Origin of the sequence: Actinomadura madurae (genome assembly GCF_900115095.1) — a bacterium.
Lineage (GTDB): Bacteria > Actinomycetota > Actinomycetes > Streptosporangiales > Streptosporangiaceae > Spirillospora > Spirillospora madurae.
The window spans coordinates 1-14,201 of record NZ_FOVH01000012.1; the positions used below are offsets into that span (position 1 = coordinate 1).

A 14,201-nucleotide genomic window follows, 5' to 3' on the forward strand; every position below is an offset into this window, starting at 1 on the left:
CGCTGCGCCGATCGGCCAGCCCGTCCCATCCCTGCCGCCGGTACCGGCCCACCCAGCGGTGCGCGCATTGCCGCGACACTCCCAGCTCGGCCGCGACGTGGGCGACCGGGCGGCCACCGAACACGACACGGCGAACCAGCAGGCATCTGCCGTGGAAAGTCAGACGGGCGTTAGCGTGGCTCACTGAGACCTCCGGGTGCTGGTGAAGCGTGCAACTCCACTACGCCCGGAGGTCTTCTTGCTGATCAAACACCTACCGGTCAGGTGTCACCAAGATCATGGCCAAGTACAGCTAGCCCCGGGGCGCCGGCCGGCGGGGCGCTAGCCGTCGGCGCGGGGACGCCGGCGGGGCGGCGGCTGCGGCGGGACGACCTTCGCCGCGACCATGGTCTTCTCGGGCACCTCGACGAGCTCGCCGTCGCGGCGGCGCACCGCCAGCGTCCCGCCGGACCAGGATTCGAGCACGCCCACGACGTCGCTGTACTCTCCCGTTGGCAGGCGGCGGCGCAGCGAGATCCGCTGGCCCACGTCCGCACCACTGATGGACACCACCAGCCGCGCGGCAAAACGGCCGGGCATGTGAGGGACCCCCATGTCGAATCGATTGCGCCGTGGCGGCCATACTATTCACAGCGAGCTTGCGGCGACCCGTGACGTGCGGCGGGGCCGGATATCCGAGAGGAGTCACTGACGTGACCTACGTCATTGCGCAGCCCTGCGTGGACCTGCTCGACAAGGCATGCATCGAGGAGTGCCCGGTCGACTGCATCTACGAGGGCAAGCGCATGCTGTACATCCACCCGGACGAGTGCGTGGACTGCGGTGCGTGCGAGCCGGTGTGCCCGGTCGAGGCGATCTACTACGAGGACGACACGCCCGACCAGTGGAAGGACTTCTACAAGGCGAACGTGGAGTTCTTCGACGACCTCGGCTCGCCGGGCGGCGCCTCCAAGGTCGGCAAGATCGACAAGGACCACCCGCTCGTCGCCGCGCTGCCCCCGCAGAGCCACGACGACTGACCGGGGAGCGCGGCCGGGAGCGCTCCGTCAGGGGCGCGGCCCTGGGGCCGCCTGCGTCGAAAAAGGGCCGTGGTCGGGACACGACCACGGCCCGACGGGTTCGCTGAGGAGGATGGGGCCGTGTTCACGCTGCCGGACTTTCCGTGGGATCGGCTCGCGCCGTACAAGGAGCGGGCGCTGGCCCACCCGGACGGCATCGTCGACCTGTCGGTCGGCACGCCCGTGGACCCCACGCCCGAACCGGTCCGGGCGGCCCTCGCCGGCGCGTCCGACGCGCCCGGCTACCCCCAGACCCACGGGACGCCGCAGCTGCGCGAGGCGGTCGCGGGGTGGCTGCGCCGCCGCGCCGGCGTGTCCGGCGCCGACCCGGACGCGGTGCTGCCGGTCCTCGGCACGAAGGAGCTGGTGGCCTGGCTGCCGACGCTGCTCGGCGCCGGCCCCGGCGACCGGGTCGTCTTCCCCGAGCTGGCCTACCCGACGTACGACGTGGGCGCCCGGCTGGCCGGGGCGACGCCCGTCGCGGCGGACGGGCTGCTGTCGCTCGGCCCCGTCAATCCGGCCATCGTCTGGGTGAACTCGCCGTCCAACCCGACCGGCAAGGTGCTGCCCGCCGAGCACCTGCGCAAGGTCGTCGCGTGGGCGCGCGGGCGCGGCGCCCTCGTGGTCAGCGACGAGTGCTACCTGGAGTTCGGCTGGGACGAGGACCGGCCGCCGGTCTCGATCCTGCACCCGGAGGTGTGCGAGGGCTCGCACGAGGGGCTGCTCGCGGTCAACTCGCTGTCCAAGCGCTCGAACATGGCGGGCTACCGCGCCGGGTTCGTCACCGGCGACCTCGCGATCGTCAAGCGGCTGCTGGAGGTCCGCAAGCACGCCGGGATGATCGTCCCGGCGCCGGTGCAGGCCGCGATGACGGTCGCCTTCGGCGACGACGCGCACGTGGACGAGCAGCGGGCCCGGTACGCGCGCCGCCGCGCCGTCCTGCGCGCCGCGTTCGAGCGGCACGGGTTCCGCGTCGACCACTCCGAGGCGTCCATCTACCTGTGGGCCACCCGGGACGAGCCGTGCTGGGACACCGTCGCCCACCTGGCGTCCCTCGGCGTCCTCGTCGGCCCCGGCGAGTTCTACGGCCCGGCCGGGGCCCGGCACGTCCGGATCGCCTTCACCGCGACCGACGAGCGCGTCGCCGCCGCCGACGACCGGCTCTGAGGCGCGGAGAGCTCTGCGGAGCGGACGCCCCGCGCGCGCCGCGAAATCCGGCGTTTCCCCCTGAAACCGCTAGGCCGTTTGATACGTCTGAACGCGGTATGGGCATGTGAGGCCACAGTCGGTAGGATCCGCAGGTCTGTTGCCCGTGTGGTGGATGAAACGACGGAGGTGCCCGTGGACAAAGCGGCGATAGTGATCCTGCTCGCGCTGATCCTGGTCGCCCTGGTCGTGCTCATCGCCGTCCTGCTGCGGCGCCGCTCGGCCCCCGCGGCGCAGGCCCCCGCCCCCGCCGCCCCGCGCGACCCGTTCGCCGCGGAGGAGCAGGTCGCCGGCGACCCGCGCGCCCTCAAGGCCGGCGACATGGTCGAGTACCTCGGCACCCGCTACTTCGTCCGCGGCTCGCTGCGGCTGAAGGAGGGCGGCTTCACCTGGAGCGAGCACCTGCTGGACGCCGACACGATCGAGGGCACCAAGGTGTGGATCTCCGTCGAGGAGGACCCCGACCTGGAGGTCGTCTGGTGGACCGAGCACGACATCGGCGACCTGCGGCCCGGTGAGAAGACCCTCGTCGTGGACGGCGTCGAGTACCGCCGCGACGAGCACGGCACCGCCGACTACACCAGCGAGGGCACGACCGGCGTCGGCGTCCAGGGCCGGGTCGAGTACGTCGACTACGAGGGCCCGCGCGGAAAGTACCTGTCGTTCGAGCAGTACGGCGGCGGCCAGTGGGAGGCGGGACTCGGGGAGCGCGTCCCGACCGGGTCGATGACGATCTACCCGGGTGGCGGTAGCTGACCTTGCGCGCCACCCTCCAGACCCCCTACGCCGACGCGCGCGCCGACGGCCTCTCGTTCGCGCTCGGGCTGCCGCCGCTGGACGCCCTCGCCGTCCTGCCGGTGGAGCGCGCCGGGCTGACGGTGCAGTTCCGCCTGCTCGGCGCGTCCCACCAGGTGATCGCCGGGCCGCTGAGCGAGACGGTGGCGTGCCTGCCGGACGCCACCGAGCCGCTCCCCGGCCGCGCGAGCACGACCGTGCCCGGCTGGACCTACGACTTCGCCGCGACGACCGCGGCGCACAGCGACGCGACGGCGTTCGCCCGCGCCGTCGAGGCGGTGTGCGCGCGGCTCGCGGACCGCGGTGACGCGCTGACCGGGGCCTTCCCCGGCTCCCCGCACGCCGTCACCGCCCTGACCTTGGAAGAGACAGCGCGGGAAGAGGCCGGGCTCGGCTGGCGGACCTGGCACGCCTACCCCCAGACCCGGGAGATCGTCATGACGCGGAGCCGGTTGGTGAGACCATCGTGAGCAGCAGATACCGGGTGGCGGGCGCTATGGTCGCCGCCGCCGTGACCGTCGCGACGCTCGGGGGCTGCGGCACCTCGGAGAAGTCGTGGATCGCCGACAAGTACACCAAGTCCGGGTCGGACACCTACCGGTCCGGGAAACCCCCGCAGACGGTCGCCTCGGAGATCGGCCGCAAGTTCAAGCCCATCGACCGGGTGGACGACATGGCCACCATGGGCGCGAACGGCGGCATCTTCATGCGCTACCCGAAGCTGGTCGTCGGCGTCCTGCCGGACGGGGCCGGGAGCCGGATCACGGTCGACAGCGCGCGCCGCGGCTACAGCCGCCACTACTCCCACGTGAGCGGACGCTGGAGCAGCCCCGGCAGCAACGGATGGACGAGCAGCGGCGCCGCATCCTTCCGCGGCGGCGGCCCAGGGTCGGGTAAATGAGGAGCGACAGTTGACATACTCCGCCGCCGGGGAGGGCGGGGGCTCCTTCCCTCGCGGGTCGGGCTTCCTGCTTCACCGGGCCGTGCCCTCGCCACTCGCGCGGTTCGGGTCTTATCCGCCCTCCACAGGCGTTTCAGCTCTCCGCCAGCCCGGCGGCGAGAATGTTCTTCGCGGCGTTGATGTCCCGGTCGTGTCCTGTGCCGCAGAAGGCGCACACCCACGCGCGGACATGCAACGGCATTGCGGCCGCCTTGTAGCCGCACACCGAGCACAGCTTGCTGGAGGGGAACCACCGGTCGACCACGACCACTTCCCGGCCATACCAGTCGGCCTTGTACTCCAGCATGGCTCGCAAATCCCGCCAGGCGGCGTCGGAGATGACACGGGCGAGGGAGCGATTGCGGACCATCCCTGCGACGTTCAAATTCTCGATCACGACCGTTTGGTTCTCGCGGACGAGTCGAGTCGACAGTTTGTGCAGGAAGTCACGGCGGCGGTCGGCGATCTGGGCGTGGATGCGGGCCAGCTTCCGTTTGGCCTTCTCTCGGTTCGCCGAGCCCTTCCGCTTGCGCGCCAAGTCCTTGTGCGCTCTGGAGAGGCGTTTCCGCTTCTGGTGCCCATGCCGAGGATTAGTGATCTTCTCGCCGTTCGACAGTGTCACCAGAGAGGTCACCCCGGCGTCCACGCCCACGGCCCGATCCACGGAGGGCGGCCGCACGATCGTGTCCTCACACAGCAGAGACGCGAACCAGCGGCCCGCCGCGTCCAGCGATACGGTGACCGTGGTCGGCTCCGCACCGTCCGGCAGCGGACGCGACCATTTGATCGCCAGCGGCTCGGACATCTTCGCCAGGCGCAGACGCCCATCGCGGAACGTAAACGCCGACCGGGTGTACTCGGCCGACTGGCGCGACTTCTTGCGCGACTTGAATCGCGGGTGCTTGGCGCGCTTCTCGAAAAACGCGGTGAACGCGGCTTGCAGGTGTCGCAGCGCCTGCTGCAAGGGGACACTCGAGACCTCGGACAAGAACATAAGTTCCGAGGTGCGTTTCCAGCCCGTGAGCATCGCGGAGGTCTCCGAATAGGACACCCGGCGCTGCTCGGTGTGCCAGGCGCGGGTGCGTTCCTCCAGCGCCCGGTTGTACACCATGCGCACGCAGCCGAAGGTGCGAGACAGTTCGGCCGCCTGCTCGTCCGTGGGATAGAAGCGGTATTTGAACGCCCGCTTCACATGCCGCGCCATGGCTCACACCTTAGCGGTGCCGCGGTCGTCAATCGCAAGTTTGTTCGAGGTTGCAGCGCGGTACCGCGTCTCGACCTTTCCCCGGAGGCAGGGGTCTCCACGCTCAGGGAGGACCGATGAACGACATCCTGCAGGAGATCGGCGCGACGTTCGCCTACGGCGCGGTGGGCATCGCGCTGATGGCGCTCGGCTACCTGGTGGTGGAGGTGACGACGCCCGGCAAGCTCGGCAAGCAGATCTGGACCGAGGGCAACCGGGGCGCGGCGCTGCTGCTGGCGGTCAAGCTCTTCAGCGTCGGCATGATCGTCACCACCGCGATCATCACCAGCGACAACGACCTGAGCGACGGGCTGATCGACACGGCGGTGTTCGGCGGCATCGGCATCGTGCTGATGGTCGTGGCGTTCCTGCTGCTGGACGTGCTGACGCCCGGCAAGCTCGGCGCGACGCTCGTCGGCACCGACGGCGCGGGCACCGCGATCCACCCGGCGGGCTGGGTCGTCGCCGCCGCCGACCTGGGCGTCGCCGCGATCGTGGCCGGGGCGGTCTCCTGACGCCCCGCGACCTGGACCAGGCCGTCCGCCCGACCGCCCCGGACACGTCCCCGCCCGAGGGGGACGGCCCGGGGCGGCCGCGCGTCCCGGCGCGGGCGGCGCGGGCGCTGGTCCTCGCCGCCGTGTTCGCGTGCGCGGCGTGCGGGCTGGTGTACGAGCTGGCCCTGGTCGCGCTCGGCAGCTACCTCGTCGGCAACTCCGTCACCCAGGCGTCGATCGTCCTGTCGGTCATGGTGTTCGCCATGGGCATCGGCTCGCTGCTCGCCAAGCCGCTGCAGGGCCGCCCGGTGGTGGCGTTCGCGGTGGTGGAGGGCGCGCTCGCGCTGATCGGCGGGGTGTCGGTCCTGGTGTTGTACGCGGCGTTCGCGTGGCTCGACCTGTACGTCCCGGCGCTGGTGGTGGTGGCGTTCGCGGTCGGGGCGCTGATCGGCGCGGAGATCCCGCTGCTGATGACGCTGCTGCAGCGGATCCGCAAGCAGGACGCGGGGTCCGCGGTCGCCGACCTGTTCGCGGCCGACTACGTGGGCGCGCTGATCGGCGGCCTGGCGTTCCCGTTCCTGCTGCTGCCCGCGTTCGGGCACATCAAGGGCGCGCTGCTCGTCGGCGCCGTCAACGCGGTCGCCGGGATGGCGGTCGTGCTGTGGCTGTTCCGCGGGCAGGTCGGGCGCGTCGCGCGGATCGCGCTCGCGCTCGGCATGGTCGCGGTCCTCGCCGTCCTCGGCGGGACGTACGCGCTCGCGGACGGGTTCGAGGTGTCGGCGCGGCAGGCGCTGTACGCCGACCCGATCGCGCTGTCGAAGCGGACCCGGTACCAGGAGATCGTCATCACGCGGCAGGCCGGCCCGGGGCCGTCGGACCTGCGGCTGTTCCTGAACGGGGATCTCCAGTTCTCGTCGGTGGACGAGTACCGGTACCACGAGTCGCTCGTCCACCCGCTGATGTCGGGGCCGCACGGGCGGGTGCTGATCCTCGGCGGCGGGGACGGGCTCGCGCTGCGCGAGGTGCTGCGGTACGAGAACGTCCAGAGCGCGACGCTCGTCGAGCTGGACCCGGAGATGATCCACCTGGCCAGGACGTACGAGCCCCTGGTGTCGCTCAACCGGCACTCGTTCGAGGACCCACGCGCCAAGGTCGTCACCGCCGACGCGTTCTCCTGGCTGCGCGATCTGGACCAGCAGTACGACGCGGTCATCGTGGACATGCCGGACCCCGACGACGTGTCCACCGCCAAGCTGTACTCCGTCGAGTTCTACGGCATGGTCAAGCGGGCCCTCGCCCCCGGTGGGCGCATGGTCGTCCAGTCCGGCTCGCCCTATTTCGCGCCCAAGTCGTTCTGGAGCATCCAGAAGTCGATAGCCGCGGCCGGTCTCGTGACCGTCCCGTACCACGTGGACGTGCCGAGCTTCGGTGACTGGGGCTACGTGCTGGCGTCCCCTGCCGAGAAGCCGGCGCTCGGTCTCGCGCCCGACGCCCCCGGCCTCCGCTTCCTCGACGCGGCGGTCCTCCAGGCGTCGGCGGTCTTCCCCAAGGACCGCCGCGGCCGGGACGTCGACGTCAACACCCTCGTCCACCCGCGCCTGGTGGAGTACGAGGGCGAGGAGTGGAAGAACTCCTAGTCGGGCACCGACTGCCGGATCGCCTTGTCGACCGCCCGCTGGAACGACGTGACGAGCGACTGGATCATCAGCGGCTTGAGCTTCCCGGCCATCTCCATCAGCCGTTCCCGCTCCTCGGGCGCGCGGCCGCCCTCCCGGTAGGGGCGGACGACGGTGTCCTGGAAGACCTGCTGGAGCTCGGCGGCCAGCGCGGTCGTGTACCGGTCGACGGTCTCGTGCGAGGCGACCAGCGTCTCCAGCGGCATCGGGAGCCGCGCCAGCTCGGCGCTGCTGCTGAGGAGGGCGGGGCTGAGGACCCGCACAGCGCCGTCCGGTAGCGGCTCGACGACCCCGAGGGCCTCCAGCCGCTTCAGCGTCTCGTCGTCGAGCGGGTGTCCGACCCGCCGGTCCAGCTCGTCCCGGTCGAGTTCCTCCGGCCGTTCGGGCGCCCACGGCGACAGCAGCGCCCGCTGCAGCGCCAGGTCCTCCGCGGGCGCGTCCAGCGGAATTTTTTTCAGATGCTTCTCGATCGAGGCGAGCGTCAGCCCGAGCGATTGCAGTTCCCGGACGAGTTCGAGCCGCGCGAGATGGGCGGGGCCGTAGAGGCCCGTCCGGCCGCGCAGCCTCGGAGGCGGGAGCAGGCCGCGCCCGGCGTAGAACCGGACGGTGCGGACGGTGACCCCGGCACGCGCCGCCAGTTCGTCGACGGTGAGCTCCATCCCGCCTCCCTCTATGTGACAGCATCAGTGTTACATTAATCGTGTATCAGCAGCCACTTACGCCGAGGGAGACCGCCGGATGGGACGGGACATCTACACCGAGGAGCACGAGGCCTTCCGCGACATGGTGCGCTCCTTCATCGCCAAGGAGGCCGCGCCCTTCCACGAGCAGTGGGAGAAGGACGGCATCGTCTCCCGCGAGGTGTGGCTGGCGGCGGGACGCGCGGGCCTGCTCGGCATCGACATGCCGGAGGAGTTCGGAGGCGGCGGCGACCCCGACTACCGCTACTACGTGATCCTCAACGAGGAACTGGCGAAGGCCGGCATCCACGGCCCCGGCTTCGCCGTCCACAACGACATCAACGGCGGGTACCTGCGGCAGTTGTGCAGCGCCGAGCAGAAGCAGCGCTGGTTCCCCGGCTACTGCTCCGGCGAGATCATCACCGCGATCGCGATGACCGAGCCCGCCGCCGGCTCCGACCTCCAGGGCATCAAGACCACCGCGGTCAAGGACGGCGACCACTACGTCCTCAACGGCTCGAAGACCTTCATCTCCAACGGCATCCTCGCCGACCTGGTCATCGTGGTCGCCAAGACCGACCCGTCCGCCGGTGCGAAGGGCGTCAGCCTCCTCGTCGTCGAGCGCGGCATGGACGGCTTCGAGCGCGGCCGCAACCTCGACAAGGTCGGCATGCACGCCCAGGACACCGCCGAGCTGTTCTTCGACAACGTCCGCGTCCCCGAGGAGAACCTCCTCGGCGAGGAGGGCATGGGCTTCATCTACCTGATGACGAACCTCGCCCGCGAGCGCCTGTCCATCGGCGCCACCGCGATGGCCGCCGCCGAGGACGCCTTCGAGCGGACCCTCGACTACTGCAAGACCCGCGAGGCGTTCGGCCGTCCCATCGGCAAGTTCCAGCACAACCGCTTCACGCTCGCCGAGATGAAGACGGAGCTGACCATCGCCCGCTCCTTCACCGACGAGTGCATCCTCAAGGAGAGCGAGGGCGAGCTGACCGCGGACGAGGCCGCGATGCTCAAGTGGTGGAACACCGAGCTGCTCAAGCGCGTCGTCGACCGCTGCGTCCAACTCCACGGCGGCTACGGCTACATGACCGAATACCCCATCGCCAAGGCCTACCAGGACGTCCGCATCCAAACCATCTTCGGCGGCACCACGGAAATCATGAAGGAGATCATCGGCCGCTCCCTCGGCGTCTGACGTATAAGGCGGGGGTTAGCGTTCGTGCTCACCGCCGTGAAACCTCGTGGGCGCCACGTTGGGGGGCGTGGATACGCATGAGGAAGTGGTCGTGCGGCTTGGTGCCGTGCGGAAGGATTACGGGAGCGTCGCCGCGCTGGACGGGGTGACGCTGGAGGTCCGGCGCGGCGAGGCCGTCGCGGTGATGGGCCCCTCGGGCAGCGGGAAGTCGACGCTGCTGAACATGGTCGCGGGGCTGGACCGGCCGACGTCCGGGCTGGTGGCGGTGGACGGCCGGGAGCTCACCGGCATGGGCGAGGCGGCGCTGGCCCGGTTCCGCCGGCGGCGGGTCGGGATGGTGTTCCAGTTCTTCCACCTGCTCGATGACCTGCCCGCGCTGGAGAACGTCGCGCTGGCCGGGCGCCTGGCCGGCCTTCCGGCGCGCAAGGCGCGGGCGAGGGCGCTGGAGCTGCTGGACGAGCTCGGCATCGCGGCGCGGCGGGACGCCTACCCGGCGGTGCTGAGCGGCGGCGAGCGGCAGCGGGTCGGGGTGGCGCGGGCGCTGATGAACCGTCCGGCGCTGCTGCTCGCGGACGAGCCGACCGGGGCCCTCGACAGCGCCACCGGCGAGCAGGTGATCGACCTGCTGCTCGACCTCAACGGGAGGGGCCAGACGGTCCTGCTGGTCACCCATGACCAGGCGCTGGCCGCCCGGTGCGCCACCCGGATCGTCGATTTCGTGGACGGGCGGATCGTCCGGGAGACGGCGCAGGAGCGCGTCCGATGAGCGCGGTGTGGGCGGCGTCGCGGGCCGGGGTGCGGCGGCGCGGGGTGCAGACGGTCAGCGTCGCCGTGGTCGTGGCGCTGTCCACGGCGACGCTGGTCTTCGGGCTGGGCCTGCTGTCCGCGTCGACCTCGCTGTTCGACGACGCCTTCGAGAAGGCCCGTGGGGCGCACGCGTCGGTGAGCTTCGACGCGTCCAAGGTGTCGGCGGCGCAGGCGGCGGCGACCGCGAAGGCGTCCGGCGTCACCGCCGCGGCGGGGCCCTTCCAGACGGCCACCCTGGCGCGGACGCGCGGGCCGATCGAGGGGGACGGCGGCCTGCTCGTCGCCGGGCGGGCCAGCCCCGGCGGGCCGGTCGACCGGCTGACGATCACGTCCGGGCGGTGGGCCGAGAAGGCCGGGGAGATCGTGCTGCGGGGCAACCCCATGGGCCCGCTGAGGCTGGGGAGCACGGTCTCGGCGGACCTCACCGTCGTCGGGTTCGCCACTTCGGCGACCGACTCGGGGCCCGGCGGCTGGGTGACGCCGGAGCAGATCGGCTCCCTGCGGCCGGACGGGCTGATGATGGAGTACCGGTTCGCGCGTGCCGGCGACGCGTCCCAGGTTCGTGAGAGCGTGTCCGCGGCGACCGGCGGGCTGCCGACGCGGGGGTTCGAGTCCTACCTCACCTTCCGGCAGGAGTTCGAGAAGGAGTTCAGGCAGCTGATCCCGTTCGTCACGGTGTTCGGCGCCCTCGCGATGGCCGTGTCGGTGTTCCTGATCGCGAACGTGGTCGGCGGCGCGGTGATCTCCGGCTACCGGCGCATCGGCGTGATGAAGGCGATCGGCTTCACCCCGGCCCAGGTGACCGCCGTCTTCGTCATGGCGGTCCTGGCTCCGGCGGTGCTCGGCTGCGCGGTGGGCCTGGTGGCGGGGCACATGCTCGCCGGGAAGATGGCGGCGGACCTGGCGTCCGGGTTCGACCTGCCGTCCACCGGAGGCGCCGACCCTGTGCTGGACGTGGCGGCGGGTGCGGGCGTCCTCGCGCTGGTGGTGCTGGTGTCGGTCCTTCCGGCGCTGCGGGCCGGACGGCTCCCGGCCGTCCAGGCGATCAGCGCCGGGACCGTGTCGCGGCGGGGACGCGGCCGGCGCGCGCAGCGGTGGCTGGCGCGGACCCGGCTGCCCGCCTCGCTCGGGCTGGGGCTGAGCCTGCCGGTCGCGCGTCCCGCCAGGGCGGCGCTCACGCTCGCGGGGCTCTGCCTCGGCGTGGCCGCGGTGACGATGGGGACGGGGCTCCAGCAGACCGTCCTCGGCATCCTGACGGCGGACACCGAGGGGCACACGTCCGTCCAGGTGGGGCCGGACCCGCGCAGCGGGCCGTCCGGCGTGTCCGAGCAGGAGATCTTCGCCGCGGTGCGCGCGCAGCCCGGGACCGCGCACATGATGTCGTCCGGCAACACGGTGGTGACGGTGCCGGGATCGCCCTCCAAGCTCCACGCCGAGACCTACCGCGGTGACTACCGGGCGTTCCTCGGTGACAACCTCGTCCGCGGGCGCTGGTTCAGCCGGCCCGGCGAGATCGTTCCGAGCGAGGCGTTCATGCGGCTCAATCATCTGGACGTCGGCGACGACCTGACCCTGCGGGTGGACGAGAAGCAGGTCACGGTGCGCATCGTGGGCGCGTTCTCCCACGATGACGCCAAGAGGCTGATGCTGGACGCGGCGAGCCTTCCCGCCACCGGGGACGAGGTCCGGCCGGTCTCGGTGATCGTGAAGCCGGGGACGGACCCGGCGGCCTACGCCGCGCGGATCAACGCGGGCGGCGGGCTGTACGCCGAGGTCAGCGAGTCCGACCTCGGCGGGAGTGCGATCTTCAGCGGCCTCTTCCTGCTGTTCTCACTGATCATCTGCACGACCGCGGCGCTCGGGGTGCTGAACAGCGTGGTGCTCAGCGCCCGGGAGCGCGCCCGCGACCTCGGCGTGCTCAAGGCGATCGGGATGTCGCCGCGGCAGGTGGTGCTGATGATGGTGACGTCCATGGCCGCGCTCGGGGCCGCCGCCGGCGCCGCCGGGGTTCCGCTCGGCGTGCTCGCCCACCACGGCGTCGTGGAGCTGACCGGCGAGCTGCTCGGCAGCGGGATGGCCGCGTCGTGGATCCACGTCTACTCGTGGTCACTGCTGGCTTCGCTCGCCTGCGCCGGGCCGGTCGTCGCCGTCCTCGGCGCCTGGCCGCCCGCCGGACGGGCCGCCGCGACCCGCACCGCCGCGGTGCTGCGCAGCGAATGAGGGCGCCGTGAAGGCCACGGCCACCGTCAGCCCGCCGCGGGGGTTGGCCGTGGCCTCCACGGCGAAGCCGTGCGCGGCGGCGATGGCGGCGACGATCGACAGGCCGAGACCCGCCCCCTCGGCCGATCCCGTCCGGTCGGCGTGCAGCCTCCGGAACGGCTCGAACAGCCCGTCCACCTGGTCGGCGGTGATCTCCGGGCCGGTGTTGCGGACGACCAGCCCGCCGCTCGACAGCTCGACCCGGACGTCCCCGCCGGGATGGTTGTGCAGGACCGCGTTCCGCACCAGGTTGGCGGCCATCCGGGTGAGGAGGACCTCGTCGCCGGAGACCGTGACCTGCTGGAGGGCGGTGCTGACGGTGACACCGCCGGTCTTCGCGAGCGCCGCGCCGTCCTCGACGACCTGCCCGACGACGGCTTCGAGGTCCACCGGGGCGCGGGTGTCGAGCCCGCGCTCGCCCTGGGCGAGGACGAGCAGCCCCTCGATGAGCCGCTCGGACCGCCGGGTGTTGCGCAGCATCTCGGCCCGGATCTCGTCGAGCCTCTCCGGGGAGGGGCCGGCCAGCCCGACCTCGATGGCGGTCCGCTGGATGGCGAGGGGGGTGCGCAGCTCGTGGGACGCGTTGGCGATGAAGCGGCGCTGGCTGTCGACCGCCTCCTCCAGCCGGTCGAGCATGGCGTCGAAGGTGTCGGCCAGCTCCTTCACCTCGTCCTGCGGACCGTCCAGCGCGATGCGCTCGTGCAGGGTGGACAGCGACAGGCGGCGGGCGGTGGCGGTGACGCGGTGCAGCGGCCGCAGCAGCCGCCCGGTCAGCCACCAGCACACCGCGAACGCCAGCACGGCGATCACCACGATGGCGCCGAGGGTGACGACCTTCTGCGAGTCGACGAGGCCGTCCTGGAACTCCTCCCGCCCGACGACCCGCCTCGCCTCCGGCGGGGGAGAGGGGCAGGAACCCTCGGCGGCGCCGGGACGGCACTCGACGGCCTGTGCCACGAAGGGGACGTCCTGCACCCTGTCGTCCACGATCCTCTGCTGGATCCACAGCACGGCGCCGAGCACGCCCAGCGTGATCACGGTGAAGAGCCCGCCGTAGAGCAGCGTCATCCGCGCCCGGATCGTCATCGGCCTCACAGCCGGTACCCGCTTCCGGGCACGGTGACGATGACGGGCGGGTCCCCGAGCTTGGCCCGCAGCTTGCTCATGGTCACCTTCACGACGGTGGTGAACGGGTCGGTGTTCTCGTCCCACGCCCGTTCCAGCAGGTTCTCGGTGCTGACGACCGTGCCGCGCGCCTGCATGAGAACCTCCAGCACCGCGTACTCCTTGCGGGAGAGCGGCAGGTAGCGCCCATCGCGGAACGCCTGCCGCCGCGCCGTGTCGAGGGTGAGGCCGCCGTGCTCCAGGACGGGCGGCAGCGGCGGCGCGTTCCGGCGGGCCAGCGCGTTGACCCGCGCCACCAGCTCGTCGAACGCGAACGGCTTGGCCAGGTAGTCGTCCGCCCCCAGGTTCAGGCCGTCGACCCGCTCGTGCACGGCCCCGGACGCGGTGAGCATCAGGATGCGCACCGGCTCCCCGCTCCGCGCCAGCTCGCGGCAGATGTCGTCCCCGTGCACCCCGGGCAGGTCCCGGTCCAGCACGAGGACGTCGTAGTCGTTGACCGCGAGCCGCTCCAGCGCGCCGTCCCCGTCGTAGGCGACGTCGACCGCCATCGCCCGCTCGCGCAGCCCTTCCGCCACCAGATCGGCGAGGAACCGCTCGTCCTCGACCACCAGAACCCGCATCCCCTCATTGCCGCAGAACGCCCATAAGCCGGCGGTTAACGCCGCTCCCGCACACGATCGGCGAATAAGATCATCCCGGCGGAGGGAGCCGCGTGAA

At 71.7% G+C, this 14,201-nt stretch carries 15 protein-coding genes and 1 pseudogene; 10 read left to right on the forward strand and 6 right to left on the reverse strand.

The genetic code is table 11. The features are described 5' to 3' along the window. Together BM339_RS29510 and BM339_RS29515 are read right to left on the reverse strand one after the other, a co-directional pair. A partial coding sequence (locus tag BM339_RS29510; protein WP_143118653.1) for a helix-turn-helix domain-containing protein occupies positions 1–184 on the reverse strand: 184 nt, incomplete at its 3' end. Positions 185–321: 137 nt separating this feature from the next. Beyond that, positions 322–579, reverse strand: a complete 258-nt coding sequence (locus tag BM339_RS29515) for a putative acetyltransferase (protein ID WP_024934104.1) — start codon at positions 577–579, stop codon at positions 322–324. A 113-nt stretch (positions 580–692) separates the two neighbouring features. Between BM339_RS29515 and fdxA the strand changes: the two genes are divergently transcribed. The 5 genes from fdxA (at position 693) to BM339_RS29540 (ending at position 3,960) form a co-directional block, all read left to right on the forward strand. Next, positions 693–1,019 carry a ferredoxin gene (gene fdxA, locus BM339_RS29520; protein ID WP_021592397.1) on the forward strand — a complete coding sequence of 109 codons (327 nt, stop codon included), beginning with the start codon at positions 693–695 and terminating at the stop codon, positions 1,017–1,019. Positions 1,020–1,139: 120 nt separating this feature from the next. After that, positions 1,140–2,225 carry a succinyldiaminopimelate transaminase gene (dapC, locus tag BM339_RS29525; RefSeq protein WP_021592396.1) on the forward strand — a complete coding sequence of 362 codons (1,086 nt, stop codon included), beginning with the start codon at positions 1,140–1,142 and terminating at the stop codon, positions 2,223–2,225. Positions 2,226–2,399: 174 nt separating this feature from the next. Next, positions 2,400–3,020, forward strand: a complete 621-nt coding sequence (locus tag BM339_RS29530; protein ID WP_075023150.1) for a DUF4178 domain-containing protein — start codon at positions 2,400–2,402, stop codon at positions 3,018–3,020. A gap of 2 nt (positions 3,021–3,022) precedes the next feature. Next, entirely contained in the window at positions 3,023–3,529 is a 507-nt protein-coding gene (locus BM339_RS29535) for a DUF2617 family protein (RefSeq protein ID WP_021592394.1), read from the forward strand. Beyond that, positions 3,526–3,960 (forward strand): DUF4247 domain-containing protein, encoded by a 435-nt coding sequence (locus tag BM339_RS29540; protein WP_256255509.1) that lies wholly within the window; start codon positions 3,526–3,528, stop codon positions 3,958–3,960. Before BM339_RS29535 ends, BM339_RS29540 begins: the two co-directional genes overlap by 4 nt. A 52-nt stretch (positions 3,961–4,012) precedes the next feature. Here the strand turns inward: BM339_RS29540 and BM339_RS29545 are convergent. Further along, positions 4,013–5,203 (reverse strand): annotated as a pseudogene (locus tag BM339_RS29545) (RNA-guided endonuclease InsQ/TnpB family protein); the annotation flags it as partial. A gap of 116 nt (positions 5,204–5,319) precedes the next feature. Here BM339_RS29545 and BM339_RS48970 point away from each other — a divergent pair. After that, positions 5,320–5,757, forward strand: coding sequence for a DUF350 domain-containing protein (locus BM339_RS48970; protein WP_021592392.1), 438 nt, complete (start codon positions 5,320–5,322; stop codon positions 5,755–5,757). A gap of 122 nt (positions 5,758–5,879) precedes the next feature. After that, positions 5,880–7,373 (forward strand): polyamine aminopropyltransferase, encoded by a 1,494-nt coding sequence (locus BM339_RS29555; RefSeq protein WP_021592391.1) that lies wholly within the window; start codon positions 5,880–5,882, stop codon positions 7,371–7,373. Here the strand turns inward: BM339_RS29555 and BM339_RS52360 are convergent. Then, a complete protein-coding gene (locus BM339_RS52360) occupies positions 7,370–8,071 on the reverse strand; it encodes a MerR family transcriptional regulator (protein ID WP_021592390.1) in 702 nt (233 codons plus the stop codon). The two genes, BM339_RS29555 and BM339_RS52360, sit on opposite strands and share 4 nt — an antisense overlap. Positions 8,072–8,150: 79 nt before the next feature. Here BM339_RS52360 and BM339_RS29565 point away from each other — a divergent pair, with 79 nt between their 5' ends. The 3 genes from BM339_RS29565 to BM339_RS29575 all read left to right on the forward strand — a co-directional run bounded on the left by BM339_RS29565 (position 8,151) and on the right by BM339_RS29575 (position 12,320). After that, on the forward strand, positions 8,151–9,293 hold the full coding sequence (locus BM339_RS29565) for an acyl-CoA dehydrogenase family protein (protein WP_075022976.1): 1,143 nt from the start codon (positions 8,151–8,153) through the stop codon (positions 9,291–9,293). 91 nt (positions 9,294–9,384) lie between these two features. After that, on the forward strand, positions 9,385–10,059 hold the full coding sequence (locus tag BM339_RS29570) for an ABC transporter ATP-binding protein (RefSeq protein WP_083598159.1): 675 nt from the start codon (positions 9,385–9,387) through the stop codon (positions 10,057–10,059). Beyond that, complete coding sequence (locus BM339_RS29575; protein ID WP_075022978.1) at positions 10,056–12,320, forward strand: ABC transporter permease; 2,265 nt, start codon at positions 10,056–10,058, stop codon at positions 12,318–12,320. The genes BM339_RS29570 and BM339_RS29575 overlap by 4 nt, the downstream gene beginning before the upstream one ends. On the opposite strand, the gene BM339_RS29580 is transcribed toward BM339_RS29575, so the two are convergent. Together BM339_RS29580 and BM339_RS29585 are read right to left on the reverse strand one after the other, a co-directional pair. Continuing rightward, positions 12,207–13,445, reverse strand: a complete 1,239-nt coding sequence (locus BM339_RS29580; RefSeq protein WP_075022979.1) for a sensor histidine kinase — start codon at positions 13,443–13,445, stop codon at positions 12,207–12,209. The two genes, BM339_RS29575 and BM339_RS29580, sit on opposite strands and share 114 nt — an antisense overlap. Positions 13,446–13,450: 5 nt before the next feature. Next, entirely contained in the window at positions 13,451–14,104 is a 654-nt protein-coding gene (locus tag BM339_RS29585; RefSeq protein WP_021592385.1) for a response regulator transcription factor, read from the reverse strand. Positions 14,105–14,201: the final 97 nt, after the last annotated feature.

Excerpts from the sequence above, each read along its gene's own strand:
- BM339_RS29575 (WP_075022978.1), top strand. The coding sequence starts at position 10,056 with ATGAGCGCGGTGTGGGCGGCGTCGCGGGCCGGGGTGCGGCGGCGCGGG.
- BM339_RS29515 (WP_024934104.1), bottom strand. The coding sequence starts at position 579 with ATGCCCGGCCGTTTTGCCGCGCGGCTGGTGGTGTCCATCAGTGGTGCG.
- BM339_RS52360 (WP_021592390.1), bottom strand. The coding sequence starts at position 8,071 with ATGGAGCTCACCGTCGACGAACTGGCGGCGCGTGCCGGGGTCACCGTC.
- BM339_RS29585 (WP_021592385.1), bottom strand. The coding sequence starts at position 14,104 with ATGCGGGTTCTGGTGGTCGAGGACGAGCGGTTCCTCGCCGATCTGGTG.
- BM339_RS29580 (WP_075022979.1), bottom strand. The coding sequence starts at position 13,445 with ATGACGATCCGGGCGCGGATGACGCTGCTCTACGGCGGGCTCTTCACC.
- BM339_RS48970 (WP_021592392.1), top strand. The coding sequence starts at position 5,320 with ATGAACGACATCCTGCAGGAGATCGGCGCGACGTTCGCCTACGGCGCG.
- BM339_RS29565 (WP_075022976.1), top strand. The coding sequence starts at position 8,151 with ATGGGACGGGACATCTACACCGAGGAGCACGAGGCCTTCCGCGACATG.